The organism is Burkholderia sp. NFPP32, from assembly GCF_900119325.1.
GTDB lineage: Bacteria > Pseudomonadota > Gammaproteobacteria > Burkholderiales > Burkholderiaceae > Burkholderia > Burkholderia pyrrocinia_C.
This window is the reverse complement of record NZ_FPJP01000001.1, coordinates 708,935-730,445: the sequence shown is the minus strand read 5'-3', so window position 1 is coordinate 730,445 and position 21,511 is coordinate 708,935. Positions and strand designations below refer to the sequence as shown.

General features: G+C 67.6%; 18 protein-coding genes and 1 pseudogene. 8 read left to right on the top strand and 11 right to left on the bottom strand.

The window, feature by feature from the left end:
• Positions 1–219: 219 nt before the first annotated feature.
• From secF to queA, 5 genes are all read right to left on the bottom strand, one after another.
• Positions 220–1,170 carry a protein translocase subunit SecF gene (secF, locus tag BT264_RS03425; protein WP_034182770.1) on the bottom strand — a complete coding sequence of 317 codons (951 nt, stop codon included), beginning with the start codon at positions 1,168–1,170 and terminating at the stop codon, positions 220–222.
• Positions 1,171–1,188: 18 nt separating this feature from the next.
• Positions 1,189–3,210: a protein translocase subunit SecD gene (secD, locus tag BT264_RS03420; RefSeq protein WP_072436290.1), complete on the bottom strand. Its 2,022-nt coding sequence runs from the start codon at positions 3,208–3,210 to the stop codon at positions 1,189–1,191.
• A 106-nt stretch (positions 3,211–3,316) separates the two neighbouring features.
• A complete protein-coding gene (gene yajC, locus BT264_RS03415; RefSeq protein ID WP_034182772.1) occupies positions 3,317–3,640 on the bottom strand; it encodes a preprotein translocase subunit YajC in 324 nt (107 codons plus the stop codon).
• Between the two features lie 233 nt (positions 3,641–3,873).
• Positions 3,874–5,067, bottom strand: a complete 1,194-nt coding sequence (gene tgt, locus BT264_RS03410) for a tRNA guanosine(34) transglycosylase Tgt (RefSeq protein WP_072436289.1) — start codon at positions 5,065–5,067, stop codon at positions 3,874–3,876.
• Positions 5,068–5,220: 153 nt separating this feature from the next.
• On the bottom strand, positions 5,221–6,288 hold the full coding sequence (gene queA, locus BT264_RS03405) for a tRNA preQ1(34) S-adenosylmethionine ribosyltransferase-isomerase QueA (protein ID WP_072436288.1): 1,068 nt from the start codon (positions 6,286–6,288) through the stop codon (positions 5,221–5,223).
• 167 nt (positions 6,289–6,455) lie between these two features.
• Here queA and recG point away from each other — a divergent pair, with 167 nt between their 5' ends.
• From recG to BT264_RS37830, 6 genes and pseudogenes are all read left to right on the top strand, one after another.
• Positions 6,456–8,801 (top strand): ATP-dependent DNA helicase RecG, encoded by a 2,346-nt coding sequence (gene recG, locus BT264_RS03400; protein WP_072436287.1) that lies wholly within the window; start codon positions 6,456–6,458, stop codon positions 8,799–8,801.
• Between the two features lie 135 nt (positions 8,802–8,936).
• Complete coding sequence (locus BT264_RS03395; protein WP_034182776.1) at positions 8,937–9,896, top strand: LysR substrate-binding domain-containing protein; 960 nt, start codon at positions 8,937–8,939, stop codon at positions 9,894–9,896.
• A 394-nt stretch (positions 9,897–10,290) separates the two neighbouring features.
• A complete protein-coding gene (locus BT264_RS39775) occupies positions 10,291–10,419 on the top strand; it encodes a hypothetical protein (protein ID WP_256260557.1) in 129 nt (42 codons plus the stop codon).
• 122 nt (positions 10,420–10,541) lie between these two features.
• Positions 10,542–12,728 (top strand): catalase/peroxidase HPI, encoded by a 2,187-nt coding sequence (gene katG / locus BT264_RS03390; protein ID WP_072436286.1) that lies wholly within the window; start codon positions 10,542–10,544, stop codon positions 12,726–12,728.
• Positions 12,729–12,848: 120 nt separating this feature from the next.
• A complete protein-coding gene (locus BT264_RS39075) occupies positions 12,849–13,013 on the top strand; it encodes a hypothetical protein (protein WP_177318333.1) in 165 nt (54 codons plus the stop codon).
• A 122-nt stretch (positions 13,014–13,135) separates the two neighbouring features.
• Positions 13,136–13,251 (top strand): annotated as a pseudogene (locus tag BT264_RS37830) (DNA starvation/stationary phase protection protein); the annotation flags it as partial.
• A 144-nt stretch (positions 13,252–13,395) separates the two neighbouring features.
• Here BT264_RS37830 and BT264_RS39070 read toward each other — a convergent pair.
• Positions 13,396–13,701, bottom strand: a complete 306-nt coding sequence (locus BT264_RS39070; protein WP_177318324.1) for a hypothetical protein — start codon at positions 13,699–13,701, stop codon at positions 13,396–13,398.
• Here BT264_RS39070 and BT264_RS03385 point away from each other — a divergent pair.
• Together BT264_RS03385 and ubiA are read left to right on the top strand one after the other, a co-directional pair.
• Positions 13,700–14,608, top strand: coding sequence for a patatin-like phospholipase family protein (locus BT264_RS03385; protein ID WP_072436285.1), 909 nt, complete (start codon positions 13,700–13,702; stop codon positions 14,606–14,608). The genes BT264_RS39070 and BT264_RS03385 overlap by 2 nt on opposite strands.
• Positions 14,609–14,851: 243 nt before the next feature.
• Positions 14,852–15,715 (top strand): 4-hydroxybenzoate octaprenyltransferase, encoded by an 864-nt coding sequence (gene ubiA, locus BT264_RS03380; protein WP_072436284.1) that lies wholly within the window; start codon positions 14,852–14,854, stop codon positions 15,713–15,715.
• Positions 15,716–15,812: 97 nt separating this feature from the next.
• Here ubiA and proC read toward each other — a convergent pair whose 3' ends face one another.
• The 5 genes from proC to BT264_RS03355 all read right to left on the bottom strand — a co-directional run bounded on the left by proC (position 15,813) and on the right by BT264_RS03355 (position 21,479).
• Positions 15,813–16,625 (bottom strand): pyrroline-5-carboxylate reductase, encoded by an 813-nt coding sequence (gene proC, locus BT264_RS03375; RefSeq protein ID WP_072436283.1) that lies wholly within the window; start codon positions 16,623–16,625, stop codon positions 15,813–15,815.
• A 51-nt stretch (positions 16,626–16,676) separates the two neighbouring features.
• Positions 16,677–17,375, bottom strand: a complete 699-nt coding sequence (locus tag BT264_RS03370) for a YggS family pyridoxal phosphate-dependent enzyme (protein ID WP_072436437.1) — start codon at positions 17,373–17,375, stop codon at positions 16,677–16,679.
• A 103-nt stretch (positions 17,376–17,478) separates the two neighbouring features.
• Positions 17,479–18,705 carry a glycolate oxidase subunit GlcF gene (gene glcF / locus BT264_RS03365; protein WP_072436282.1) on the bottom strand — a complete coding sequence of 409 codons (1,227 nt, stop codon included), beginning with the start codon at positions 18,703–18,705 and terminating at the stop codon, positions 17,479–17,481.
• A gap of 7 nt (positions 18,706–18,712) precedes the next feature.
• Positions 18,713–19,801 carry a glycolate oxidase subunit GlcE gene (glcE, locus tag BT264_RS03360; RefSeq protein ID WP_072436281.1) on the bottom strand — a complete coding sequence of 363 codons (1,089 nt, stop codon included), beginning with the start codon at positions 19,799–19,801 and terminating at the stop codon, positions 18,713–18,715.
• A 184-nt stretch (positions 19,802–19,985) separates the two neighbouring features.
• Positions 19,986–21,479: an FAD-linked oxidase C-terminal domain-containing protein gene (locus BT264_RS03355; protein WP_072436280.1), complete on the bottom strand. Its 1,494-nt coding sequence runs from the start codon at positions 21,477–21,479 to the stop codon at positions 19,986–19,988.
• Positions 21,480–21,511: the final 32 nt, after the last annotated feature.

Genomic DNA, 21,511 nt, shown 5'->3' with positions numbered 1-21,511 from the left:
CGGAGGCATCATCGGGGCCGCATGTTCGGACGGGGGCGAGGGTGCATGCCTGCCGGCGCGCGGCCGGCATGTAGCGGGGCAGGGCGGTGACGATTGTAGCCGACGCCCGTGACGGCGCCTGTCGGGCTGGCCGCACGCTGCACGGCGGCGGCCCTCGCATGAAAAAAAGGCCGGTCCAACAGGACCGGCCTTCTTGCGGTTGCCGAAACGGCGCGGCGCTTAAACCTGCGCGCCCGCGTTCGGATCGTCCGGATCGTGCGCGGTCTTCTTGTCCTTGATCAGGTCTTCGCGCTTGATGCCGAGCCACATCGCGAGCGAGCCCGCGACGAACACCGACGAGTAGATGCCGAACATGATGCCGACCGTCAGCGCGAGCGCGAAGTAATGCAGCGTCGGGCCGCCGAAGAAGAACATCGACAGCACCATCATTTCCGTCGACGTGTGCGTGATGATCGTCCGCGACATCGTGGTCGTGATCGCGTGGTTGATCACTTCCTGCACGCTCATCTTGCGTTCGCGGCGGAACGTCTCGCGGATCCGGTCGAAGATGACGACCGACTCGTTGACCGAGTAGCCGAGCACCGCGAGGATCGCCGCGAGCACCGCCAGCGAGAACTCCCACTGGAAGAACGCGAAGAAGCCGAGAATGATCACGACGTCGTGCAGGTTGGCGATGATGCCGGCGACCGCGTACTTCCATTCGAAGCGGAACGACAGGTAGATCACGATGCCGATCACGACGCACGCGAGCGCGAGCAGGCCGTCGGTCGCGAGCTCCCGGCCGACCTGCGGGCCGACGAACTCGACGCGCTGCAGCGTGACGTCCGGGCTCTGCGCCTTCAGCGCGGTCATCACCTGGTCGCTCTGCTGCGCGGACGTGAGGCCTTCCTTCAGCTGCAGCCGGATCAGCACGTTGCGCGACGTGCCGAAGTTCTGCACCTGCGCGTCGGCGTAGCCGAGCTTGCCGAGCGTCGCGCGCACCGGTTCGAGTTCCGCGGCCTGCTGGTACTGCACCTCGATCACCGTACCGCCGGTGAATTCGACGGACAGGTGCAGCCCGCGGTGGAACAGGAAGAACACGGCGGCGAGGAACGTGACCAGCGAGATCACGTTGAACACCAGCGCGTGCCGCATGAACGGAATGTCTTTACGGATGCGGAAAAATTCCATGGTCTCGTCTCCGGGGCCTTATTGGGTCGAGCCCGGTTTCTTCGGCGACACGCCTTGCTGCGCGCGGTTGCGCAGCTGCGGCTTGCCGGCGCGCGGCGCATTGCCCTTCGCGGGTGCGGCGAGCTTCGCGGCGCGCGCGGTGTCGGTCGATTCGTCCGCGTCGGTGAACGACGCGGCGGCAGCGGCGCCTTCCGGCCTCCACACCTGGCCGATCGCGAGCGACTTCAGCTTCTTGCGGCCGCCGTACCAGAGGTTGACGATCCCGCGCGAGAAGAACACCGCGGAGAACATCGACGTCAGGATGCCGAGGCAGTGCACGATCGCGAATGCGCGAACCGGGCCCGAGCCGAACGCGAGCAGCGCGAGGCCGGCGATCAGCGTCGTGACGTTCGAGTCGAGAATCGTCGCCCATGCGTGCGCGTAGCCGGCCTGGATCGCGAGCTGCGGCGGCTGGCCCGCGCGCAGTTCTTCACGCACGCGCTCGTTGATCAGCACGTTCGAGTCGATCGCCATGCCCAGCGCGAGCGCGATTGCGGCGATACCGGGCAGCGTCAGCGTGGCCTGCATCAGCGACAGCACGGCGACGAGCAGCAGCAGGTTGACCGACAGGCCGATCACCGAAACCACGCCGAACAGCATGTAGTACGCGATCATGAACACGGCGATCGCGCAGAAGCCCCAGATCACCGAGTGGACGCCCATCTTGATGTTGTCGGCGCCGAGGCTCGGGCCGATCGTGCGTTCCTCGATGATGTCCATCGGTGCGGCGAGCGAACCGGCGCGCAGCAGCAGCGCGAGGTCGGCCGCGGCCTGCGGCGTCGGCTGGCCCGTGATCTGGAAGCGGTCGCCGAGTTCCGACTGGATCGTCGCGACCGTCAGCACCTCGCCCTTGCCCTTCTCGAACAGCACCATCGCCATCGGCTTGCCGATGTTGTCGCGCGACACGGTGCGCACCGCGCGGCCGCCGGCCGAATCGAGGCGGATGTTGACCGACGGACGCTGGTGTTCGTCGAAGCCGGCCGATGCATCGATGATGCGGTCGCCGGTGAAGATCACGTCCTTCTTCAGCAGCACGGGCGCCTGGATGCCCTGCGTGAACAGTTCCTCGCCGGGAGGCACCGGGTCGTTCGGGTTCGGGTGCGTGTTGATCGGGTCGGCGAGGCGTGCCTCGAGCGTCGCGGTGCGGCCGATGATGTCCTTCGCCTTCGCGGTGTCCTGCACGCCCGGCAGCTCGACGACGATGCGGTCGCTGCCTTGCTGCTGCAGGATCGGTTCCGACACGCCGAGTTCGTTCACGCGGTTGTGGAGCGTCGTCAGGTTCTGCTTGAGCGCGGCGTCCTCGACGGACTTCTGCACGGCCGGCGTGAACGTGCCGACGACCTGCGTGCCGCCGCCGCCGGGCTGGGTCGCCCATTGCAGTTCGGTGATCGACTGTGCGAGCACCTTGCGGGCGTCTTCAGCAGTCTGCGCGTCGCTGAAGTTGACGACGACGGACTGGTCGACGCGGCTCACGCCGCCGTCGCGGATGTTCTTGTCGCGCAGCAGCGTGCGCGCGTCGGACGCGTCGGAGTCGAGCTTCTTCGTGAGCGCCCCCGTCATGTCGACCTGGAGCAGGAAGTGCACACCGCCGCGCAGGTCGAGGCCGAGATACATCGGCAGCGCGTGCAGGGCAGTCAGCCAGCGCGGCGACGCGCTCTGCAGGTTCAGTGCGACGACGTACTGCGGATCGTTCGGGTCGGCGTTCAGCGACTTCTGCAGCAGGTCCTTGACGCGCAGCTGCGTATCGGTGTCCTTCAGGCGCACGCGGATGTTCGCGCCGGTCGCCGTGTTCTCGAAGGTGACGTCGTCCGGCGTGATCTGCGCGGATGCGAGCGCCGATTCGACCTGGGTCAGCGTGGTCGAGTCGAGCTTGACCGTGGCCTTGCCGCTCGACACCTGCACCGCCGGCGCTTCGCCGAAGAAGTTGGGCAATGTGTACAGAAGGCCGATGGCGAGCGCCACGACCATCACGACATATTTCCAGAGTGGGTAACGATTCATGAGGGGGCCGAACGGGTGGTTGGCGTGAAAGCGTCGCGTCCGGCGCCGCGGCGGCCCGCTCTCTCAGGCGGGCACGGCGCGGGGAGCCGGACGCTCGGTGAAGGGCTTACAGCGACTTGATCGTGCCCTTCGGCAGAATGGTCGTGACCGCAGCCTTCTGCACGGTGATTTCGGTGCCTTCGGCGATCTCGACGCCGATGTAGCCTTCGGTGACCTTCGTCACCTTGCCGACGAGGCCGCCGCTCGTGACGACTTCGTCGCCCTTGGCCATGGCCGCGAGCATGTTGCGGTGCTCCTTCTGACGCTTCATCTGCGGACGGATCATGATGAAGTAGAGCACGCCGAACATCAGGATGAGCGGCAGGAAGCTCATCAGGCTCGATTCGGCGCCACCGGCACCTTGAGCGAAGGCATTGGAAATGAACGGCACGTTGGTCTCTCCGTAGGGGAAGATCGAAAAATAAGCCGGTTATTCTACCACCGGCCCCATGCGCAAACGGCGCAGCAAATGCGCTTTCGGATCAAGCTGTTAAAGCGCGAACCGACACCATTGCGACTTGTTTGGAAAGGCAATTGTAATATTTGGCGGTCGGGTTCGGCAGTTGGAGCGCGTTATTTAGTACATGTCCTATGTGGCGAACCGCCGCGCGGCCCGTCGGCCCGTCAGTCGACGCCTCTGGCGCGGTCCTCCGCGAAGCGCTGGCGGAACGCGTCGAACGTATGGGTCTCGATCGCGTCGCGGATCTCGCTCATCAGCTGCAGGTAGTAGTGCAGGTTGTGGATCGTGTTGAGCTGCGCGCCGAGGATTTCGCCGACGCGGTGCAGGTGATGCAGGTAGCCGCGCGAGAAGTTCCGGCACGTGTAGCACGCGCAGCTTGCATCGAGCGGCTTCAGCGAGTTCTTGTGCGTGGCGTTGCGGATCTTCACGTCGCCGAAGCGCGTGAACAGCCAGCCGTTGCGCGCGTTGCGGGTCGGCATCACGCAGTCGAACATGTCGATGCCGTTGGCGACGCCCTCGACCAGATCCTCCGGCGTGCCGACGCCCATCAGGTAGTGCGGCTTGTTGGCCGGCAGCTTCGGGCCCACGTGCCGCAGCACGCGCATCATGTCTTCCTTCGGTTCGCCGACCGACAGCCCGCCGATCGCGAGGCCGTGGAAGCCGAGTTCCGACAGGCCCGCGAGCGATTCGTCGCGCAGGTCCTCGAACATCCCGCCCTGGACGATTCCGAACAGCGCATTCGGGTTGCCGAGCCGGTCGAACTCGTCGAGCGAGCGCTTCGCCCAGCGCAGCGACATGCGCATCGAGTCGGCCGCTTCCTTGTGCGTGGTCGGCACGCCGTCGGTCGCGTACGGCGTGCATTCGTCGAACTGCATCACGACGTCGGAATTCAGCACCTTCTGGATCTGCATCGACACTTCCGGCGACAGGAACAGCTTGTCGCCGTTGATCGGCGACGCGAACGTGACGCCGTCCTCGGTGATCTTGCGCAGGTCGCCGAGCGAGAACACCTGGAAGCCGCCCGAGTCGGTCAGGATCGGCTTGTTCCAGCCCATGAAGCCGTGCAGGCCGCCGTGCGCGTCGATCGTGTCGAGGCCCGGGCGCAGCCACAGGTGGAACGTGTTGCCGAGGATGATCTGGGCGTTGATCTCGTGCAGCTCGCGCGGCTGGATCGCCTTCACGGTGCCGTAGGTGCCGACCGGCATGAAGATCGGCGTTTCGACCACGCCGTGGTTGAGCTTCACGCGGCCGCGGCGCGCGTGGCCGTCGGTCGTCAGCAGTTCGAATTCGAGCCCGTTTGCCGGGCGGTCGTGCACGGGGGCGTGCGTATCGTGATCGTGGGATGAGCCTTCGGTCATCGTGTCGTGCTCCTTGCTACCGGAGAACAGTCCGGCGCATGTTGGAAACGCTGCCGGGAGACCGGCAGCGGTAAAAAAACGGGTGCTGCCATCGCGGCGCGCGGGGCGGGCAAACGGCGAATGCGGGCCATGCCTACGCGTGCCGCTGCGCGCTTACGCGCGCGGCGCCTCCGGCGTGTCGCGCCGCGTGAGCAGCATCGCGTCGCCGTAGCTGAAGAAGCGGTAGCGTTGGTCGATCGCGTGCCGGTACGCGGCGCGGATCGTCTCGACACCCGCGAACGCGGACACCAGCATCAGCAGTGTCGACTTCGGCAGGTGGAAGTTCGTGACGAGCCGGTCGACCACGCGAAAACGATAGCCGGGCGTGATGAAGATGTCGGTCTCGGCCTGCGTCGCCGCGAGCGGGCGGCCCGCTTCGTCGGCCGCGCGCGCGGCGGCTTCGAGCGCGCGCATCGACGTCGTGCCGACCGCGATCACGTTGCCGCCGCGCGCGCGGGTCGCGGCGATCTTGTCGACGAGCGACTGCGGCAGGTCGTACCACTCGCTGTGCATCCTGTGCTCGGCGATGTTGTCGACGCGCACCGGCTGGAACGTGCCGGCGCCGACGTGCAGCGTCAGCGTCGCGCGCTCGACGCCCATCGCGTCGAGCTTCTCGAGCAGCGGCTGGTCGAAGTGCAGCCCGGCCGTCGGCGCGGCGACCGCGCCCGGATTGCTCGCATAGACGGTCTGGTAGCGCGTTTCGTCGGTCGCGTCGGGATCGTGCTCGATATACGGCGGCAGCGGCAGGCGGCCGTACTGCTCGATCAGCGCGAGGCACGGCTCGGGGAAGTGCAGCGTGAAGAACGGCTCGACGCGCTCGCCGACGGTCACGTCGAACGCATCGGCAAGGCGCAGCGTCGTGCCGGCGCCCGGCGACTTGCTCGCGCGGATCTGCGCGAGCGCCGTGTGCGTGCCCGTCACGCGCTCGATCAGCACCTCGATCTTGCCGCCGCTGGCCTTCTGGCCGAAGAAACGCGCCTTCAGCACCCTGGTATCGTTGAAGACGAGCAGGTCGCCGGGCGCGATGCACGACGGCAGCTCGGCGAAACGGCGGTCGACGAGGCGCGCGGGCTCGACGGTGCGGTCGACCTCGAGCAGGCGGCTCGCGGTGCGGTCGGGCAGCGCGGTTTGCGCAATCAGCTCGGGCGGCAGATTGAAATCGAAATCGGAAAGCGTGAACATGCGGGCTGGTTCGAAGCGGCCGGCGGGCGTCGCCGGCGGGGCGGAAACGCGTAAATGGGGCGCGCGAGCCGCTATGATGACGGGATGCGCGGCCTGGCCGGCGTCGTTCGTTCGGACGACGTGAAAGCCGCTATTGTACTTGCCTTGCGAAGCACCCAGACGATCCGATGCCTGTGTCACCACGCCGTTCCACCGCCGCCGTTGCCGATTCCGCCGATCCGTTCGACACGGAGGATGTCGCGTTGCCTGCGCATCGTGCGGGGGAGCGTGACGCGCAGGAGCCTGCCGAGCCGCCGCGCGCCGCGCCGCGCCGGGCCGGCCCGAAGCGCGGCGCCGACGGGCGGCTCGCACAGCCGGCCGCCGCCGCGCCCGACGCTGAAGGTGGCGCCGCGAGCGACGAGGCGGGCGCAGCCGGCGCGAAGCGCAAGAAGAAGGCGGCCGCCGACAAACCCGTGAAGACCGTCGACAAGCTCGCGAAGCTCGGTCTCACGCGCTCGATCGATCTCGTGCTGCATCTGCCGATGCGGTACGAGGACGAAACCACGCTGACGCCGATCGGCGAGCTGCTGCCGGGCGGCATCGCGCAGACCGAAGGCGTCGTGTTCGACAACGAGGTCGCGTACCGGCCGCGCCGCCAGCTCGTCGTGAAGATCCAGGACGACGACGGCGAGCAGCTCGTGCTGCGCTTCCTGAATTTCTACGGCTCGCAGGTCAAGCAGATGGCCGTCGGCCAGCGGCTGCGCGTGCGCGGCGACGTGCGCGGCGGCTTCTTCGGGATGGAGATGGTGCATCCGGCGGTGCGCGTCGTCGACGCGGATACGCCGCTGCCGCAGGTGCTCACGCCCGTCTATCCGAGCACGGCCGGCGTGTCGCAGGCCTATCTGCGCAAGGCGATCGAGAACGCGGTCGAGCGCACGCCGCTGCCCGAGTTGCTGCCGCCCGAGATCGATCGCGCGTACCTGCGGCCGCTCGGCGTGCCGTCGCTCGAGCAGGCCGTGCGCATCCTGCACCACCCGGGCGTCGATTCCGACGAAGCCGCGCTGATGGACGGCTCGCATCCGGCGTGGACGCGCATCAAGTTCGAGGAGCTGCTCGCGCAGCAGCTGTCGCTCAAGCGTGCGCACGAGGAGCGCCGCACGCGCGCGGCGCCCGCGATGCCTCGCCGCGCCGCGAGCGATGCCGACGCGCTGACCACACGGCTCTACGCGGCGCTGCCGTTCACGCTGACCGGCGCGCAGTCGCGCGTCGTCGACGAGATTGCGCACGACCTCACGCTCGCGCACCCGATGCAGCGCCTGCTGCAGGGCGACGTCGGCAGCGGCAAGACGGTCGTCGCTGCGCTGGCCGCCACGCAGGCGATCGACGCCGGCTACCAGGCCGCGCTGATGGCGCCCACCGAAATCCTCGCGGAACAGCACGCGCGCAAGCTGCGCGCATGGCTCGAGCCGCTCGGCGTCACGGTCGCGTGGCTGGCGGGCAGCCTGAAGGCGAAGGAGAAGCGCGCGGCGATCGAGGCGGCCGCGCTCGGCACCGCGCAGCTCGTGATCGGCACGCACGCGATCATCCAGGACACGGTCGAATTCGCGCGGCTCGGTCTCGTGATCGTCGACGAGCAGCACCGCTTCGGCGTCGAGCAGCGTCTCGCGCTGCGCGCGAAGGCCGCGAACGCGGCCAACGGCGCGCGCGATTTCCAGCCGCACCAGTTGATGATGTCGGCCACGCCGATTCCGCGCACGCTCGCGATGACGTATTACGCCGATCTCGAAGTCTCGACGATCGACGAGCTGCCGCCGGGCCGCACGCCCGTGCTGACGCGCCTCGTCGGCGACGCGCGGCGCGAGGAGGTGATCGCCCGCGTGCGCGAGGCTGCGCTGACGGGGCGCCAGGTGTACTGGGTGTGCCCGCTGATCGAGGAGAGCGAGACGCTGCAGCTGCAGACGGCCGTCGAGACTTACGAGACGCTCGCCGCGGCGCTCCCCGAGCTGAAGGTCGGGCTCGTGCACGGCCGACTGTCGCCGGCCGACAAGGCGGCCGTGATGGAAGCATTCACGCGCAACGACGTGCAACTGCTGGTCGCGACGACCGTGATCGAAGTCGGCGTCGACGTGCCGAACGCGTCGCTGATGGTGATCGAACACGCGGAGCGCTTCGGCCTCGCGCAGCTGCACCAGTTGCGCGGCCGCGTCGGGCGCGGCACCGCGGCGTCGGTGTGCGTGCTGCTGTACACGGGGCCGCTGTCGATCACCGGTCGCGAGCGGCTCAAGACGATGCGCGAGACGACCGACGGCTTCGAGATCGCGCGGCGCGACCTCGAAATCCGCGGTCCCGGCGAATTCCTCGGCGCGCGCCAGTCGGGCGCGGCGATGCTGCGCTTCGCGAACCTCGAGACTGACGGCTGGCTGATCGACCCGGCCCGCGAGGCCGCGACGCGACTGATCGCCGGGTACCCCGACGTCGTCACGCAGCATCTCGCGCGCTGGCTCGGCGCGCGCGAGCAGTACCTGAAGGCCTGATCCACCGGTTTGGGGCCGGATCCTGAACCGCCAAAACCGTCAATCGACGCATCGCGATGCAGAGAAACTTGGCGAACCGGTGCCGGAGGGTGTATAAATTAAACCTATCGCATGTATATCTCTGATTGACCCACAATGACGCTGACTGAATTGAAATACATCGTCGCGGTCGCGCGCGAGCGGCATTTCGGCCGCGCGGCCGAAGCATGCTTCGTGAGCCAGCCGACGCTGTCGGTGGCGATCAAGAAGCTCGAAGACGAGCTCAACGTGCAGATTTTCGAGCGCGGCGCGAGCGAAGTGAGCGTGACGCCGATCGGCGACCAGATCGTCACGCAGGCGCAGCGCGTGCTCGAGCAGACCTTCGCGATCAAGGAGATCGCGAAGCAGGGCAAGGACCCGCTCGTCGGCCCGTTCCGTCTCGGCGTGATCTACACGATCGGGCCGTACCTGCTGCCGACGCTCGTCAAGCAGATGATCCAGCGTGTCCCGCAGATGCCGCTGATGCTGCAGGAGAACTACACGCTGAAGCTGCTCGAACTGCTGAAGCAGGGCGAGATCGACGCCGCGATCATGGCGCTGCCGTTCCCGGAAACCGGCCTGATGGTGCGCCCGCTGTACGACGAGCCGTTCGTCGTCGCGCTGCCGGCCGGCCATCCGTGGGAGAAGCGCGAGGAAATCGATGCCGAGGACCTGAAGCAGGAAACCATGCTGCTGCTCGGCAACGGCCACTGCTTCCGCGATCACGTGCTCGGCGTGTGCCCGGAGCTGATGCGCTTCTCGCAGACGGCCGACGGCATCCAGAAGACCTTCGAGGGCTCGTCGCTGGAGACGATCCGCCACATGGTCGCGAGCGGCGTCGGCATCACCGTGCTGCCGCGGATGTCGGTCACCGAGGTCGGCCCGCGCGCGAACGGCCCCGATGCCGAGTTGCTGTCGTACGTGCCGTTCCACGAGCCGGTGCCCGACCGCCGCGTGGTGCTCGTATGGCGCAAGAGCTTCACGCGGATGCCCGCGATCGACGCGATCAGCGATGCGATTTCCGCATGCGAACTGCCGGGCGTCGCGAAGCTCGACATGCCGGCGACGATGAACTGACCGAGCCGCGGCATGCGTGCGTGGCAACACGATGAACGGGGTCTTGAGACTCCGTTTATTTTTCCCTATCGCATAGATGAAATTAATCAAATTCAAATAATCGATAGATGGAAATAGAATGTTTTACATGGATCGGCGTCATGTCGACGTTCGATTTGCATGCTGAATGCAAGTGCCAAAGGAGGATGTCATGATGCGGTCGGTATTGCAGCACGCGCAGCGGAACATCCCGTCGCGCGACGGGGTCGTACATCGCGCCAGGGTCGCGGTTCGCAGCCTGCGTCCGATTGCGTTCGCGTACCTGGCGGACCGTGTGTATGGCGGATGAACGTTGCCGCATGCCGGTCCTGCGTGCCCCCGCGTCACCCGCCGTCAAGCCATGAGAGAGCACCGCATGTCCGAAAGCTGGAACACCACGCGCATCACCGGCACGACGCCTGCCGGGGGCCGGTTCCCCGAGCGCCCCGCCTGCGGCGCGTCGCAGCGGGAGCGCGCGGCGAAGGCCACGCACGACATTCCGTAGTACGACAGGAGGGACCCTACCTGTTCCGTTTCCCATCCCCGCAATGACACTCCACAGACAGCGCCCGGCATGCCGCCGGCGCGAGCAGGTGGAGGCATACGAGCAAGCCAAGGAGAAAACGCATGTCGACCGAAACGAAGTGCCCGTTCAACCACACCGCAGGCAGCGGCACGACGAACAAGGACTGGTGGCCGAATCAGCTGAACCTGAACATCCTGCATCGGCACTCGGCGCTGTCCGATCCGATGGACAAGGATTTCGACTACGCCGAGGCGTTCAAGAAGCTTGACCTCGCGGCGGTGAAGAAGGACCTGCACGCACTGATGACGACGTCGCAGGACTGGTGGCCGGCCGACTTCGGCCACTACGGCGGCCTGTTCATCCGCATGGCCTGGCACAGCGCCGGCACGTACCGCACGGCCGACGGCCGCGGCGGCGCGGGCGGCGGGCAGCAACGCTTCGCGCCGCTCAACAGCTGGCCGGACAACGTGAGCCTCGACAAGGCGCGCCGGCTGCTGTGGCCGATCAAGCAGAAATACGGCCGCAACATCTCGTGGGCCGACCTGCTGATCCTGACCGGCAACGTCGCGCTCGAATCGATGGGCTTCAAGACCTTCGGCTTCGCCGGCGGCCGCGTCGACACGTGGGAACCGGACGACGTCTACTGGGGCTCGGAAAAGATCTGGCTGGAACTGAGCGGCGGCCCGAACAGCCGCTACTCGGGCAAGCGCGACCTGGAAAGCCCGCTCGCCGCGGTGCAGATGGGCCTCATCTACGTGAACCCGGAAGGCCCGGACGGCAACCCCGACCCGGTCGCCGCCGCGCACGACATCCGCGAGACGTTCGCGCGGATGGCGATGAACGACGAAGAGACGGTCGCGCTGATCGCCGGCGGTCACACGTTCGGCAAGACGCACGGCGCCGGCCCGGCATCGAACGTCGGCCCCGAGCCGGAAGCCGCGGGCCTCGAGCAGCAGGGTCTCGGCTGGAAGAGCTCGTTCGGCACGGGCAAGGGCGCGGACGCGATCACGAGCGGCCTCGAAGTCACGTGGACGTCGACGCCGACCAAGTGGAGCAACGACTTCTTCAAGCACCTGTTCAGCTATGAGTGGGAGCTCACGAAGAGCCCGGCCGGCGCGCACCAGTGGGTCGCGAAGGACGCCGGCGAAGTGATTCCGGATGCGTACGACGCGTCGAAGAAGCATCGCCCGACGATGCTGACGACCGACCTGTCGCTGCGCTTCGACCCGGCATACGAAAAGATCTCGCGCCGCTTCTACGAGAACCCGGCCGAGTTCGCCGACGCGTTCGCACGCGCGTGGTTCAAGCTCACGCACCGCGACATGGGGCCGCGCGCGTGTTATCTCGGCCCGGACGTGCCGGCGGAACATCTGCTGTGGCAGGACCCGATCCCGGCCGTCGACCACAAGCTGATCGACGACGCCGACGTCGCGGCGCTGAAGGCGAAGGTGCTCGCATCGGGCCTGTCGGTGTCGCAGCTCGTGTCTACCGCATGGGCGTCGGCTGCGACGTTCCGCGGTTCGGACAAGCGCGGCGGCGCGAACGGTGCGCGCATCCGCCTCGCGCCGCAGAAGGACTGGGAAGTGAACCAGCCGGCTGAACTCACGAAGGTGCTCACGACGCTCGAAGGCGTGCAGAAGGCGTTCAACGACGCGCAGACGGGCGGCAAGAAGGTGTCGCTTGCCGACCTGATCGTGCTGGCCGGTGCGGCCGGCGTCGAGCAGGCCGCGAAGAATGCGGGCGTGGCGGTGACGGTGCCGTTCGCACCGGGCCGCGCGGATGCGTCGCAGGAGCAGACCGACATCGACGCGATGGCCGTGCTCGAGCCGGTGGCGGATGGTTTCCGCAACTTCCTGAAGCATGCGTACAAGACGCCGGCCGAGGCGCTGCTGGTCGACAAGGCGCAACTGCTGACGCTGAGCGCGCCCGAGATGACGGTGCTCGTCGGTGGCCTGCGCGTGCTCGGCACGAACGTCGGCGATGCGAAGCACGGCGTGTTCACCGACCGTCCGGAAACGCTGACGAACGACTTCTTCGTGAACCTGCTCGACATGGGCACGGAGTGGAAGCCGGTGTCGGCCGCGAACGACGTGTTCGAAGGGCGCGATCGTGCGACGGGCAAGGTCAAGTGGACGGGCACGCGCGTCGACCTGATCTTCGGCTCGCACGCGCAACTGCGCGCGCTGGCCGAGGTGTACGGCAGCGCGGATGCGAAGGAGAAGTTCGCACGCGACTTCGTCGCGGCCTGGAACAAGGTGATGAACCTCGACCGCTTCGATCTCGCATGAGCCTGGCCGCCGCGTAATGCGGCAGTGCGGTAACGCAGCAACGCAGTAACGCGGAACGGCCGGTCGAACGACCGGCCGTTTTTTCTCGAATATCGATGTCTTGTCGAAGGAGTGACGACCATGACGCAAATGATGCTGGACATGCGCGCCGCGTTCGCGGCGCCGGTGACACGGGCGCCGACCGCGATGGTGCGGCGCTTCGTCGGTTTTGCGATCGTTGGCGGCGGTGCTGCCGTGCTGGTCGCGCAGGCACTGCACGCGCTTGCGCCGGTTGCGGGCTACTGATCGCGCGGTTTTTCGCACGACGCTGCACGGGGCGAGCCGCATACGGATGCCGCAAGCGGGCGGCACGCGGATTGCCCGATACATGTCCGCCGGTTCAACGTGATGGGTGAGGAATCCTGAATATGGCCGGGAAAGGTAATGCCACGCAGATCAGGATCGGCATTAGCGACAAGGACCACGGGAAAATTGCGCATGGTCGTCTCGCCTGCTGGCCGATACGTCCTCGCCATACCTGAAGGCCCTTGTGGTACGCACGATTGCGCTACCGATGAGCGCTGCAAACCAACGTTCCGGCCGCAAGTTTGCGGCGCCGGGGGCTATTTCTGACGATCTGCGCACAAGACGGCACCATATCTCGATACTGCCGATATGGGGGCGCTGCCTATTCAGGCGACAGTTCTGGTCGATCAAGACCATCGCAACGTTCGAGTTTCCACATCGCCGTTTCCAGCTCGTATTCCTGCGCGGTCAAACCGGCTCCGTCGTCGATGCCATACACGCGTGATTCGGGGAGCGGAATTGCGTCATCCGGCTGCTCGTCGGTACGAGCGTCGTGTCTCGGCGGCTTCGCGTGCCGTTGACCGGAGCCGGCATGATCTTCATTGAGCAGCCAGCTGATTTGTGCGAATCTGTATCGCAGACTTCGGCGTTCATCCTTCTCTACCGGCCCGGTACGGGAGACAACCATGGCTCTCGATCGAAGCGCGCGTCCGGAACGGACCGCGTTCGTCTTTGCAGGCGGGGGCAGCCTCGGTGCGATCGAGGTGGGCATGCTGCGCGAACTGCTCAATCACGGTGAACGGCCCGACTTCGTGGTCGGCGCTTCCGCCGGCGCGATCAACGCCGCGTATTTCGCCGGGCAGCCCGACGGAGACGGCGTCGCAAAGCTCGAAGCGCTGTGGTGCAACATCCGCCGGCGCGACATCATGCCGTTTTCGATGCTCGGCCTGTTAAGGACGGTTCTGCAGAACCGCGCACACCTCGTCGAGGCGACCGCGCTGCGAATGCTGCTGGAAAGGCATCTGCGGTATCGGTACGTGGAGCGCGCGTCGCTGCCGCTGCACGTCGTCGCGACCGACATGCTCAGCGGCAACGAAATCGTGCTTTCGTCAGGCCTCGTCGTCGATGCCGTGCTCGCCAGTGCGGCGATCCCGGGCGTGTTCCCGCCGGTACGGATCGACGATCGACTGATGGTCGATGGCGGCGTCGCGAACAATACGCCGATCTCGATTGCCGTCGCGCGGGGCGCGACGCGCATCGTCGTGCTGCCGGCCGGCTTCGCGTGCGCGTTGCGCAAGCCACCGGGAAGCGCAATCGCGCAGGCAATGCATGCGCTGACGCTCGTGATCGCACGCCAGCTCGTGCGCGATCTCGAGTTCTACCAAAGTCGCGCCACGATTTGCGTGGTGCCGCCGTTATGTCCGCTCGACGTCTCGCCGTACGATTACACCCGGTGCAAGAACTTGATCGACCTCGCGGCCGAACGGACCCGCGCGTGGCTCGGCGATGGCGGCCTCGAACAGATGTTCATTCCGGGGGCGTTGCACGAGCACACGCACTCGGCTCAGCGGCCGACCTGCGATGCCGGTGCGTAGAGCCCGCCCGACGCGGGCACGGACCCGGGCCGATCCGCCCGTATCGGGCCAAACCGCGGCCGGTGTGCCGAACGGCTCGATCCGCGCTCGCTTGGAATCTGTCCCTTGATATATGTGCATCGCGGCGCGACCATGTGCAGCGGGCCGCGGCGGCCGGTCCGCGCACGGCTGCGGCCCGCTGCGACATGACGGGAAGCGCCGCTCGGCTCTAAAATGCCGGGATTCTCTTCCTGGTGCTTCGCCATGCTTGCCCGCTTTCCCCTGTATCTGCGGCTCGTCCGGATGGACAAGCCGATCGGCAGCCTGCTGCTGCTCTGGCCGACGCTCAATGCGCTGTGGATTGCATCGGACGGCCACCCGCGCTGGCCGCTGCTCGTGATCTTCACGCTCGGCACGCTGCTGATGCGCTCGGCCGGCTGCGCGATGAACGATTACGCCGACCGCGATTTCGACCGTCACGTGAAGCGCACGGCCGACCGGCCGCTGACGTCGGGCAAGATCCGCGCATGGGAAGCTGTCGCGATCGCGGTCGCGCTGTCGTTCATCGCGTTCCTGCTGATCCTGCCGCTGAACACGCTGACGAAGGAGCTGTCCGTCGTCGCGCTGTTCGTCGCGGGCTCGTACCCGTTCATGAAGCGCTTCTTCGCGATTCCGCAGGCGTATCTCGGCATCGCGTTCGGTTTCGGCATTCCGATGGCGTTCGCGGCCGTGCAGGACACGGTGCCGACGATCGCGTGGGTGATGCTGGTCGCGAACATTTTCTGGTCGGTCGCGTACGACACCGAATACGCGATGGTCGATCGCGACGACGACATCAAGATCGGCATCCGCACGTCCGCACTGACGTTCGGCCGCTTCGACGTCGCGGCGGTGATGGCGTGCTATGCGGCGACGCTCGGCATCTACGTGTGGATCGGAGTGACGCTCGGCTTCGGCTTGGCGTACTGGGCCGGCTGGGCGGTGGCGGTCGGCTGCGCGCTGTATCACTACACGCTGATCAAGGACCGCGAACGGATGCCGTGCTTCGCGGCGTTCCGGCACAACAACTGGCTCGGCGGCGTGCTGTTCGCGGGGATTGCCGTGCATTACCTGCTGGCCGGCAACTGAACGAAGCCGTGCGCCGGCGCGCATTGCCAATAAAAAAGCGGCCCGATGGCCGCTTTTTTTAGGTCCGGTGCCAGGGCAGCCGGCACGACGGGCGCGCTTACGCGCGGCCGAGCTCGTCGCCCATTTCCTTCGCGCGTGCCTCGGCCGCGAGCGCGCCGCGCACGATCGCTTCCTTCACGCCCTGCGCGTCGAACGACGCGAGCGCGGCGGCCGTCGTGCCGCCCTTCGACGTCACGCGCTCGCGCAGCACGCTCGCCGGTTCGCCCGATTGCGCGGCGAGCTGCGCGGCGCCCGCGAACGTCGCGACTGCGAGCGCGCGACCCTGTTCGTCGTTCATGCCGAGGCGGCGCGCGGCTTCCTGCAGCGCTTCGATGAAATAGAACACGTACGCGGGGCCGCTGCCCGAAATGGCCGTGACGGCGTCGAGCTGCGATTCGTCGTCGAACCATACGATCTCGCCGACCGCGCCAAGCACGTTCGATGCGAGTTCGCGGCCTGCCGCGTCGACGCCCGGCAGTGCGGCGAGGCCCGTCACGCCCATGCCGACGAGCGCGGGCGTGTTCGGCATCGTGCGCACGACGCGGGGGTAGTCACCGAGCCAGCGCGCGAGGTCCGTGCCGCGAATGCCGGCCGCGATGCTGATCACGAGCTGCGACTTCAGGTGCGGCGCGAGCGCCTGCGCGACGTCCTTCAGTACCTGCGGTTTCACCGCGAGCACGACCGCGTCGTAATCGGCGAGCGTCGCGTCGACGGCCGCGCCGGTGCGCACGCCGAATTGCTGCGCGGCGCGCGCGCGCACGTCCTCGTTGATGTCGATGGCATACAGGCCTTCAGCGGCGACGCCGCGCTTGATCAGGCCGCCGATCAGGGCCGCGGCCATGTTGCCGCCGCCGATGAATGCGATTTTCATGATGTCCGATTGAGCGAGTGAGTGAACGGAAAGGCGGAAAGGGCGCCGCGCTCAGTGCGAATAATCGCGCGCGCCGAAGATCGCGGTGCCGACGCGCACGATCGTCGCGCCTTCGAGCACGGCCGCGTCGAGATCGGCGGACATGCCCATCGACAACGTGTCGAGCGGCAGGCCGCCGGCACGCAATGCGTCGAACAGGTCGCGCAGCGCGCGATGCGGTGCGCGTTGCGCTTCGATATCGCCGGCCGGTTCGGGGATCGCCATCAGGCCGCGCAGCCGCAGCGACGGCAGCGCGGCGACCGCGCGCGCGACGTCGGCCACGTCGGCCGGCGCGACGCCGCTCTTCGACGCCTCGCCGCTGATGTTGACCTGCACGCATACGTTGAGCGGCGGCAGGTGCGCGGGGCGTTGTTCCGACAGGCGCTGCGCGATCTTCAGCCGGTCGACCGAATGGACCCAGTCGAAGCGCTCGGCGACCGGGCGCGTCTTGTTCGATTGCAGCGGCCCGATGAAATGCCATTCGAGCGACGCACGCAGATCGGCGAGCGCGTCGATCTTGTCGATCGATTCCTGCACGTAGTTTTCGCCGAATGCGTGTTGCCCGGCCGCGTGCGCGGCGCGTACGTCGTCGGCGGGAAACGTCTTCGAGACGGCGAGCAGCGACACGGTGGCGGGATCGCGGCCGGCCGCGCGGGCGGCGTCGGCGATGCGGCGATGAACGGATTCGAGACGGGCGGCGAGATCGGACATGACGGGCGCGAAGACAGGTACGGAAGCGGGCATGAAGCCGATGCGCCGCGGCACGCGGCGCATCGATCCGCCCATTATACGGACGCCGCGCGCGCAGCCCGCCTCAGCCGTACAGCAAATGCTCGACGAGCTGGATCCAGTGCACGACCGGAATCTGCGTGCCGCTCTGCAGGTGCGCGATGCAGCCGATGTTGCCGGACACGATCATCTGCGGTTCGAGCGCCTGCAGCTTCAGTAGTTTCTGCTTGCGCAACCGGTACGACAGCGACGGCTGCGTCAGCGAATAGGTGCCGGCCGAGCCGCAGCACAGATGGCTGTCGGCCGGCAGCCGCACGTCGATGCCGAGCGTCTCGAGCAGGCGTTCGACCTTGCCGCGCGACTGCTGCCCATGCTGCAGCGTGCACGGCGGGTGGTACGCGACTGTGTGGATCGCGCGGCGCCGTGCGAGCGTCGCGAGCTCGGCCTCGAATGCGAGCAGCACGTCGGAGATGTCGCGCGTCAGCGAGACGATGCGCTGCGCCCTCTCCGCATAGGCCGGGTCGTCACGCAGCAGGTGCGCATATTCGAGCACCGTCGCGCCGCAGCCGGACGCGTTCATCACGATCGCCTCGGCGCCTTGTTCGACATGGGGCCACCATGCGTCGATGTTGCGGCGCGCGTCGTCGAGCGCCTCGTCGTGATAGTTCAGGTGCAGGCGGATCGCGCCGCAGCAGCCTGCGTCGGGCGCGACGACCGTCTCGATGCCGAGCGCGTCGAGCACACGCGCGGTCGCGATGTTGATGTTCGGCAGCATCGACGGCTGCACGCAGCCGCCGAGCATCAGCATCTTGCGCGTATGCGTGCGGTGCGGCCATTCGAGCAGCCGCGTGCGCGGCGGCACCTTGTCGCGCAGCCGCTTCGGCAGCAGCGGCCGCACGTGCTGGCCGAGCCGCATCATCGGCGAGAACAGCGCGGCGTTCGGCACGAGGCTCGCGAGCACGCGGCGCACGATCCGCTGCTGCACGGGGCGCCGCACCTGCGCCTCGACGTGCTTGCGGCCGATCTCGACGAGCCGGCCGTACTGGACGCCGGACGGGCAGGTCGTCTCGCAGCTTCGGCACGTCAGGCAGCGGTCGAGATGCTGCTGCGTGCTGCGCGTGACGGTCGCGCCTTCGACCATCTGCTTGATCAGGTAGATGCGCCCGCGCGGGCCGTCGAGTTCGTCGCCGAGCAGTTGATAGGTCGGGCAGGTCGCGGTGCAGAACCCGCAATGCACGCACTTGCGCAGGATCGCGTCGGCCTCGTCGCCGTCGGGCGTGTTGCGGATGAAATCGGCGAGGTTCGTTTGCATCGAGCCCTCAGAGATCAGGGTAGAGCCGGCCGCGGTTGAAGATGCGCGCGGGATCGAACGCGGCCTTCAGCCCGCGGTGGATTTTCATCATCGGGGCGGGCAGCGGCGTGAACACGCCCGCGCTGCGGTCGTACGTGTCGCCCGCGCGGAACAGCGTCGCGTGGCCGCCGGCCTGCTTCGCGCTCATGCGCACGGTCTGCGCATCGGCGTCGGTGATCCACCAGCGCTGCGCGCCGCCCCATTCCATCAACTGGGTGCCGGGCAGGTGCATCGGTTCGGTGATCGACGGCAGCGCGAGGCGCCACAGCGCATAGCCGGGCGGGATGCCGTTGAAGAACGGATCGGTATGCTCGCGCAGGCCGGCCCAGAAGCGCTCGGCTTCGACCGCGTCGACGACTTCGCCGCCGAGCAGCGTCTTCGCGGATTTCACGGCCGCTTCGGCGCCCGACAGGCGCAGCACGAGCGTGCCGTTGCGCCACGCGCTCGCGCTGACGGGCAGCGGATGGCCGCCCCATTCGTTGAGCTTGCGCACCGCGTCGGTCGCGGTCATCTCGAACTTCAGCGTGACTTCGGCGACGGGCATCGGCAGCACCTTGATCGACAGGTCGAGCATCAGCCCGAGCGTGCCGAGCGAACCGGCCATCAGCCGCGACACGTCGTAGCCGGCGACGTTCTTCACGACCTGACCGCCGAAGCGCAGCACCTCGCCGCGACCGTTCATCAGCGTGACGCCGAGCACGAAATCGCGCGGTGCGCCGCAGGTAGCGCGGCGCGGGCCCGCGAGACCCGCCGCGATGCAGCCGCCGACAGTGGCCGCGCGGCCGAAGTGCGGCGGCTCGAACGGCAGCATCTGGCCGCACTCGGCGAGGACGGTTTCAAGCTCAGCGAGCGGCGTGCCCGCGCGGACCGTGACGACGAGTTCGGCCGGGTCGTACGACACGACGCCCTGAAACGCGCGCGTGTCGAGGATTTCGCCCTCGAGCGCCTGGCCGTACCAGTCCTTGGTGCCGCCGCCGCGAATCCGCAGCGGCCGGCCGTCGGCGCTGGCCGCGCGGATGCGCTCGGCCCATCCGGCGACGATGTCGTCCTCTTCCATGTTCTGTTGCTGCCTCGACTTGTTGTTCGGTCGATTGTACCGGGGTGGCGCGATTCCACATCGCGACTATCCCTAAGCCCGGTATTGCGGACCGCATGCCCGTGCCGCCGCGCGAATGGGCCGCGCGGGCACGGCAGCACGGCGCGAGCGGTGCCGCCGGCGCGCGCCGCACCCCGCGCGACGCTCAGAATCGGGGCAGGTCGGGGTGCGGAAGCAGCCCGCCGCGCACGTGCTGGCGGCCGTATTCGGCACAGCGCGCGCGGGTCGGGATGCCCTTGTCGGGGTTCAGCAGCCCCGCGGGATCGAATGCGCGCTTGACCGCGAAGAACGCGTCGCGCTCCTGCGGCGAGAACTGTACGCACATCGAATTGAGCTTCTCGATGCCGACGCCGTGCTCGCCCGTCACACTGCCGCCGAATTCCACGCAGCATTCGAGGATTTCCGCGCCGAACTCTTCTGCGCGGCGCAGCTCGTCCGGATCGTTCGCGTTGTACAGGATCAGCGGATGCATGTTGCCGTCGCCTGCATGGAACACGTTGATGCAGCGCAGCCCGTAGCGCGTCTCGAGCTGCTCGATGCGCGCGAGCAGCGGGCCGATCGCGCGGCGCGGCACGGTGCCGTCCATGCAGTAATAGTCGGCGGAAATACGGCCGGCGGCCGGGAACGCGTTCTTGCGGCCCGACCAGTAGCGCAGCCGCTCCTGTTCGTTGCGCGACACCTGGATGCGCGTCGCGCCGTGCTCGCGCAGCACGGCCGTCATCCGCACGATCTCTTCGGCGACTTCTTCCGGCGTGCCGTCCGATTCGCACAGCAGGATCGCCTTCGCGTCGAGGTCGTAGCCCGCGTGCGTGAACGCCTCGACGGCTTGCGTGGCCGGCTTGTCCATCATCTCGAGCCCGGCCGGGATGATGCCCGACGCGATGATCGCCGCGACGGCCTCGCCGCCCTTGACCACGTCGTTGAAGCTCGCCATCACGAGTTGCGCGGTCTGCGGCTTCGGGATCAGCCGCACCGTGACTTCGGTGACGATCGCGAACATCCCTTCGCTGCCGATCATCACGGCGAGCAGGTCGAGGCCCGGCATGTCGAGCGCGAGCGAGCCGAACTCGACGATCTCGCCGTCGATCGTCACCGCGCGCACGCGCATCACGTTGTGCACGGTCAGCCCGTATTTCAGGCAATGGACGCCGCCGGAATTTTCCGCGACGTTGCCGCCGATCGTGCAGGCGATCTGCGACGACGGATCGGGTGCGTAATACAGGCCGTACGGCGCGGCGGCTTCCGAGATCGCGAGGTTGCGCACGCCGGGCTGCACGATCGCGGTGCGCGCGTACGGGTCGACTTCGACGATGCGCGTGAAGCGCGCGAGCGACAGCACGACGCCGAGCGCGATCGGCAGCGCGCCGCCCGACAGGCTCGTGCCCGCGCCGCGCGGCACGATCGGCACTTCCATGCGGCGGCAGATCTGCACGATCCGCTGCACCTGCGATTCCGTTTCGGGCAGCGCGACCGCGAGCGGCAGGCGGCGGTAGGCGGACAGGCCGTCGCATTCGTACGGCGCCGTGTCTTCGTCGCGGTACAGCAGGCAGTGCGTCGGCAGCACGGCCATCAGGGCCTGCACGACTTCGCGCTGGCGCTGCGCGCGTGCTGCGCTCGACAGTTCGACGGGAGCGTTCATGGAGTCTCCTGCAGCAGGCGGCGCGACGTCGC

Excerpts from the sequence above, each read along its gene's own strand:
- secF (WP_034182770.1), bottom strand. The coding sequence starts at position 1,170 with ATGGAATTTTTCCGCATCCGTAAAGACATTCCGTTCATGCGGCACGCG.
- secD (WP_072436290.1), bottom strand. The coding sequence starts at position 3,210 with ATGAATCGTTACCCACTCTGGAAATATGTCGTGATGGTCGTGGCGCTC.
- tgt (WP_072436289.1), bottom strand. The coding sequence starts at position 5,067 with ATGACCGAAGGCTCATCCCACGATCACGATACGCACGCCCCCGTGCAC.
- queA (WP_072436288.1), bottom strand. The coding sequence starts at position 6,288 with ATGTTCACGCTTTCCGATTTCGATTTCAATCTGCCGCCCGAGCTGATT.
- recG (WP_072436287.1), top strand. The coding sequence starts at position 6,456 with ATGCCTGTGTCACCACGCCGTTCCACCGCCGCCGTTGCCGATTCCGCC.
- BT264_RS03395 (WP_034182776.1), top strand. The coding sequence starts at position 8,937 with ATGACGCTGACTGAATTGAAATACATCGTCGCGGTCGCGCGCGAGCGG.
- BT264_RS39775 (WP_256260557.1), top strand. The coding sequence starts at position 10,291 with ATGTCCGAAAGCTGGAACACCACGCGCATCACCGGCACGACGCCTGCC.
- katG (WP_072436286.1), top strand. The coding sequence starts at position 10,542 with ATGTCGACCGAAACGAAGTGCCCGTTCAACCACACCGCAGGCAGCGGC.
- BT264_RS39075 (WP_177318333.1), top strand. The coding sequence starts at position 12,849 with ATGACGCAAATGATGCTGGACATGCGCGCCGCGTTCGCGGCGCCGGTG.
- BT264_RS03385 (WP_072436285.1), top strand. The coding sequence starts at position 13,700 with ATGGCTCTCGATCGAAGCGCGCGTCCGGAACGGACCGCGTTCGTCTTT.
- BT264_RS39070 (WP_177318324.1), bottom strand. The coding sequence starts at position 13,701 with ATGGTTGTCTCCCGTACCGGGCCGGTAGAGAAGGATGAACGCCGAAGT.
- ubiA (WP_072436284.1), top strand. The coding sequence starts at position 14,852 with ATGCTTGCCCGCTTTCCCCTGTATCTGCGGCTCGTCCGGATGGACAAG.
- proC (WP_072436283.1), bottom strand. The coding sequence starts at position 16,625 with ATGAAAATCGCATTCATCGGCGGCGGCAACATGGCCGCGGCCCTGATC.
- BT264_RS03370 (WP_072436437.1), bottom strand. The coding sequence starts at position 17,375 with ATGTCCGATCTCGCCGCCCGTCTCGAATCCGTTCATCGCCGCATCGCC.
- glcF (WP_072436282.1), bottom strand. The coding sequence starts at position 18,705 with ATGCAAACGAACCTCGCCGATTTCATCCGCAACACGCCCGACGGCGAC.
- glcE (WP_072436281.1), bottom strand. The coding sequence starts at position 19,801 with ATGGAAGAGGACGACATCGTCGCCGGATGGGCCGAGCGCATCCGCGCG.
- BT264_RS03355 (WP_072436280.1), bottom strand. The coding sequence starts at position 21,479 with ATGAACGCTCCCGTCGAACTGTCGAGCGCAGCACGCGCGCAGCGCCAG.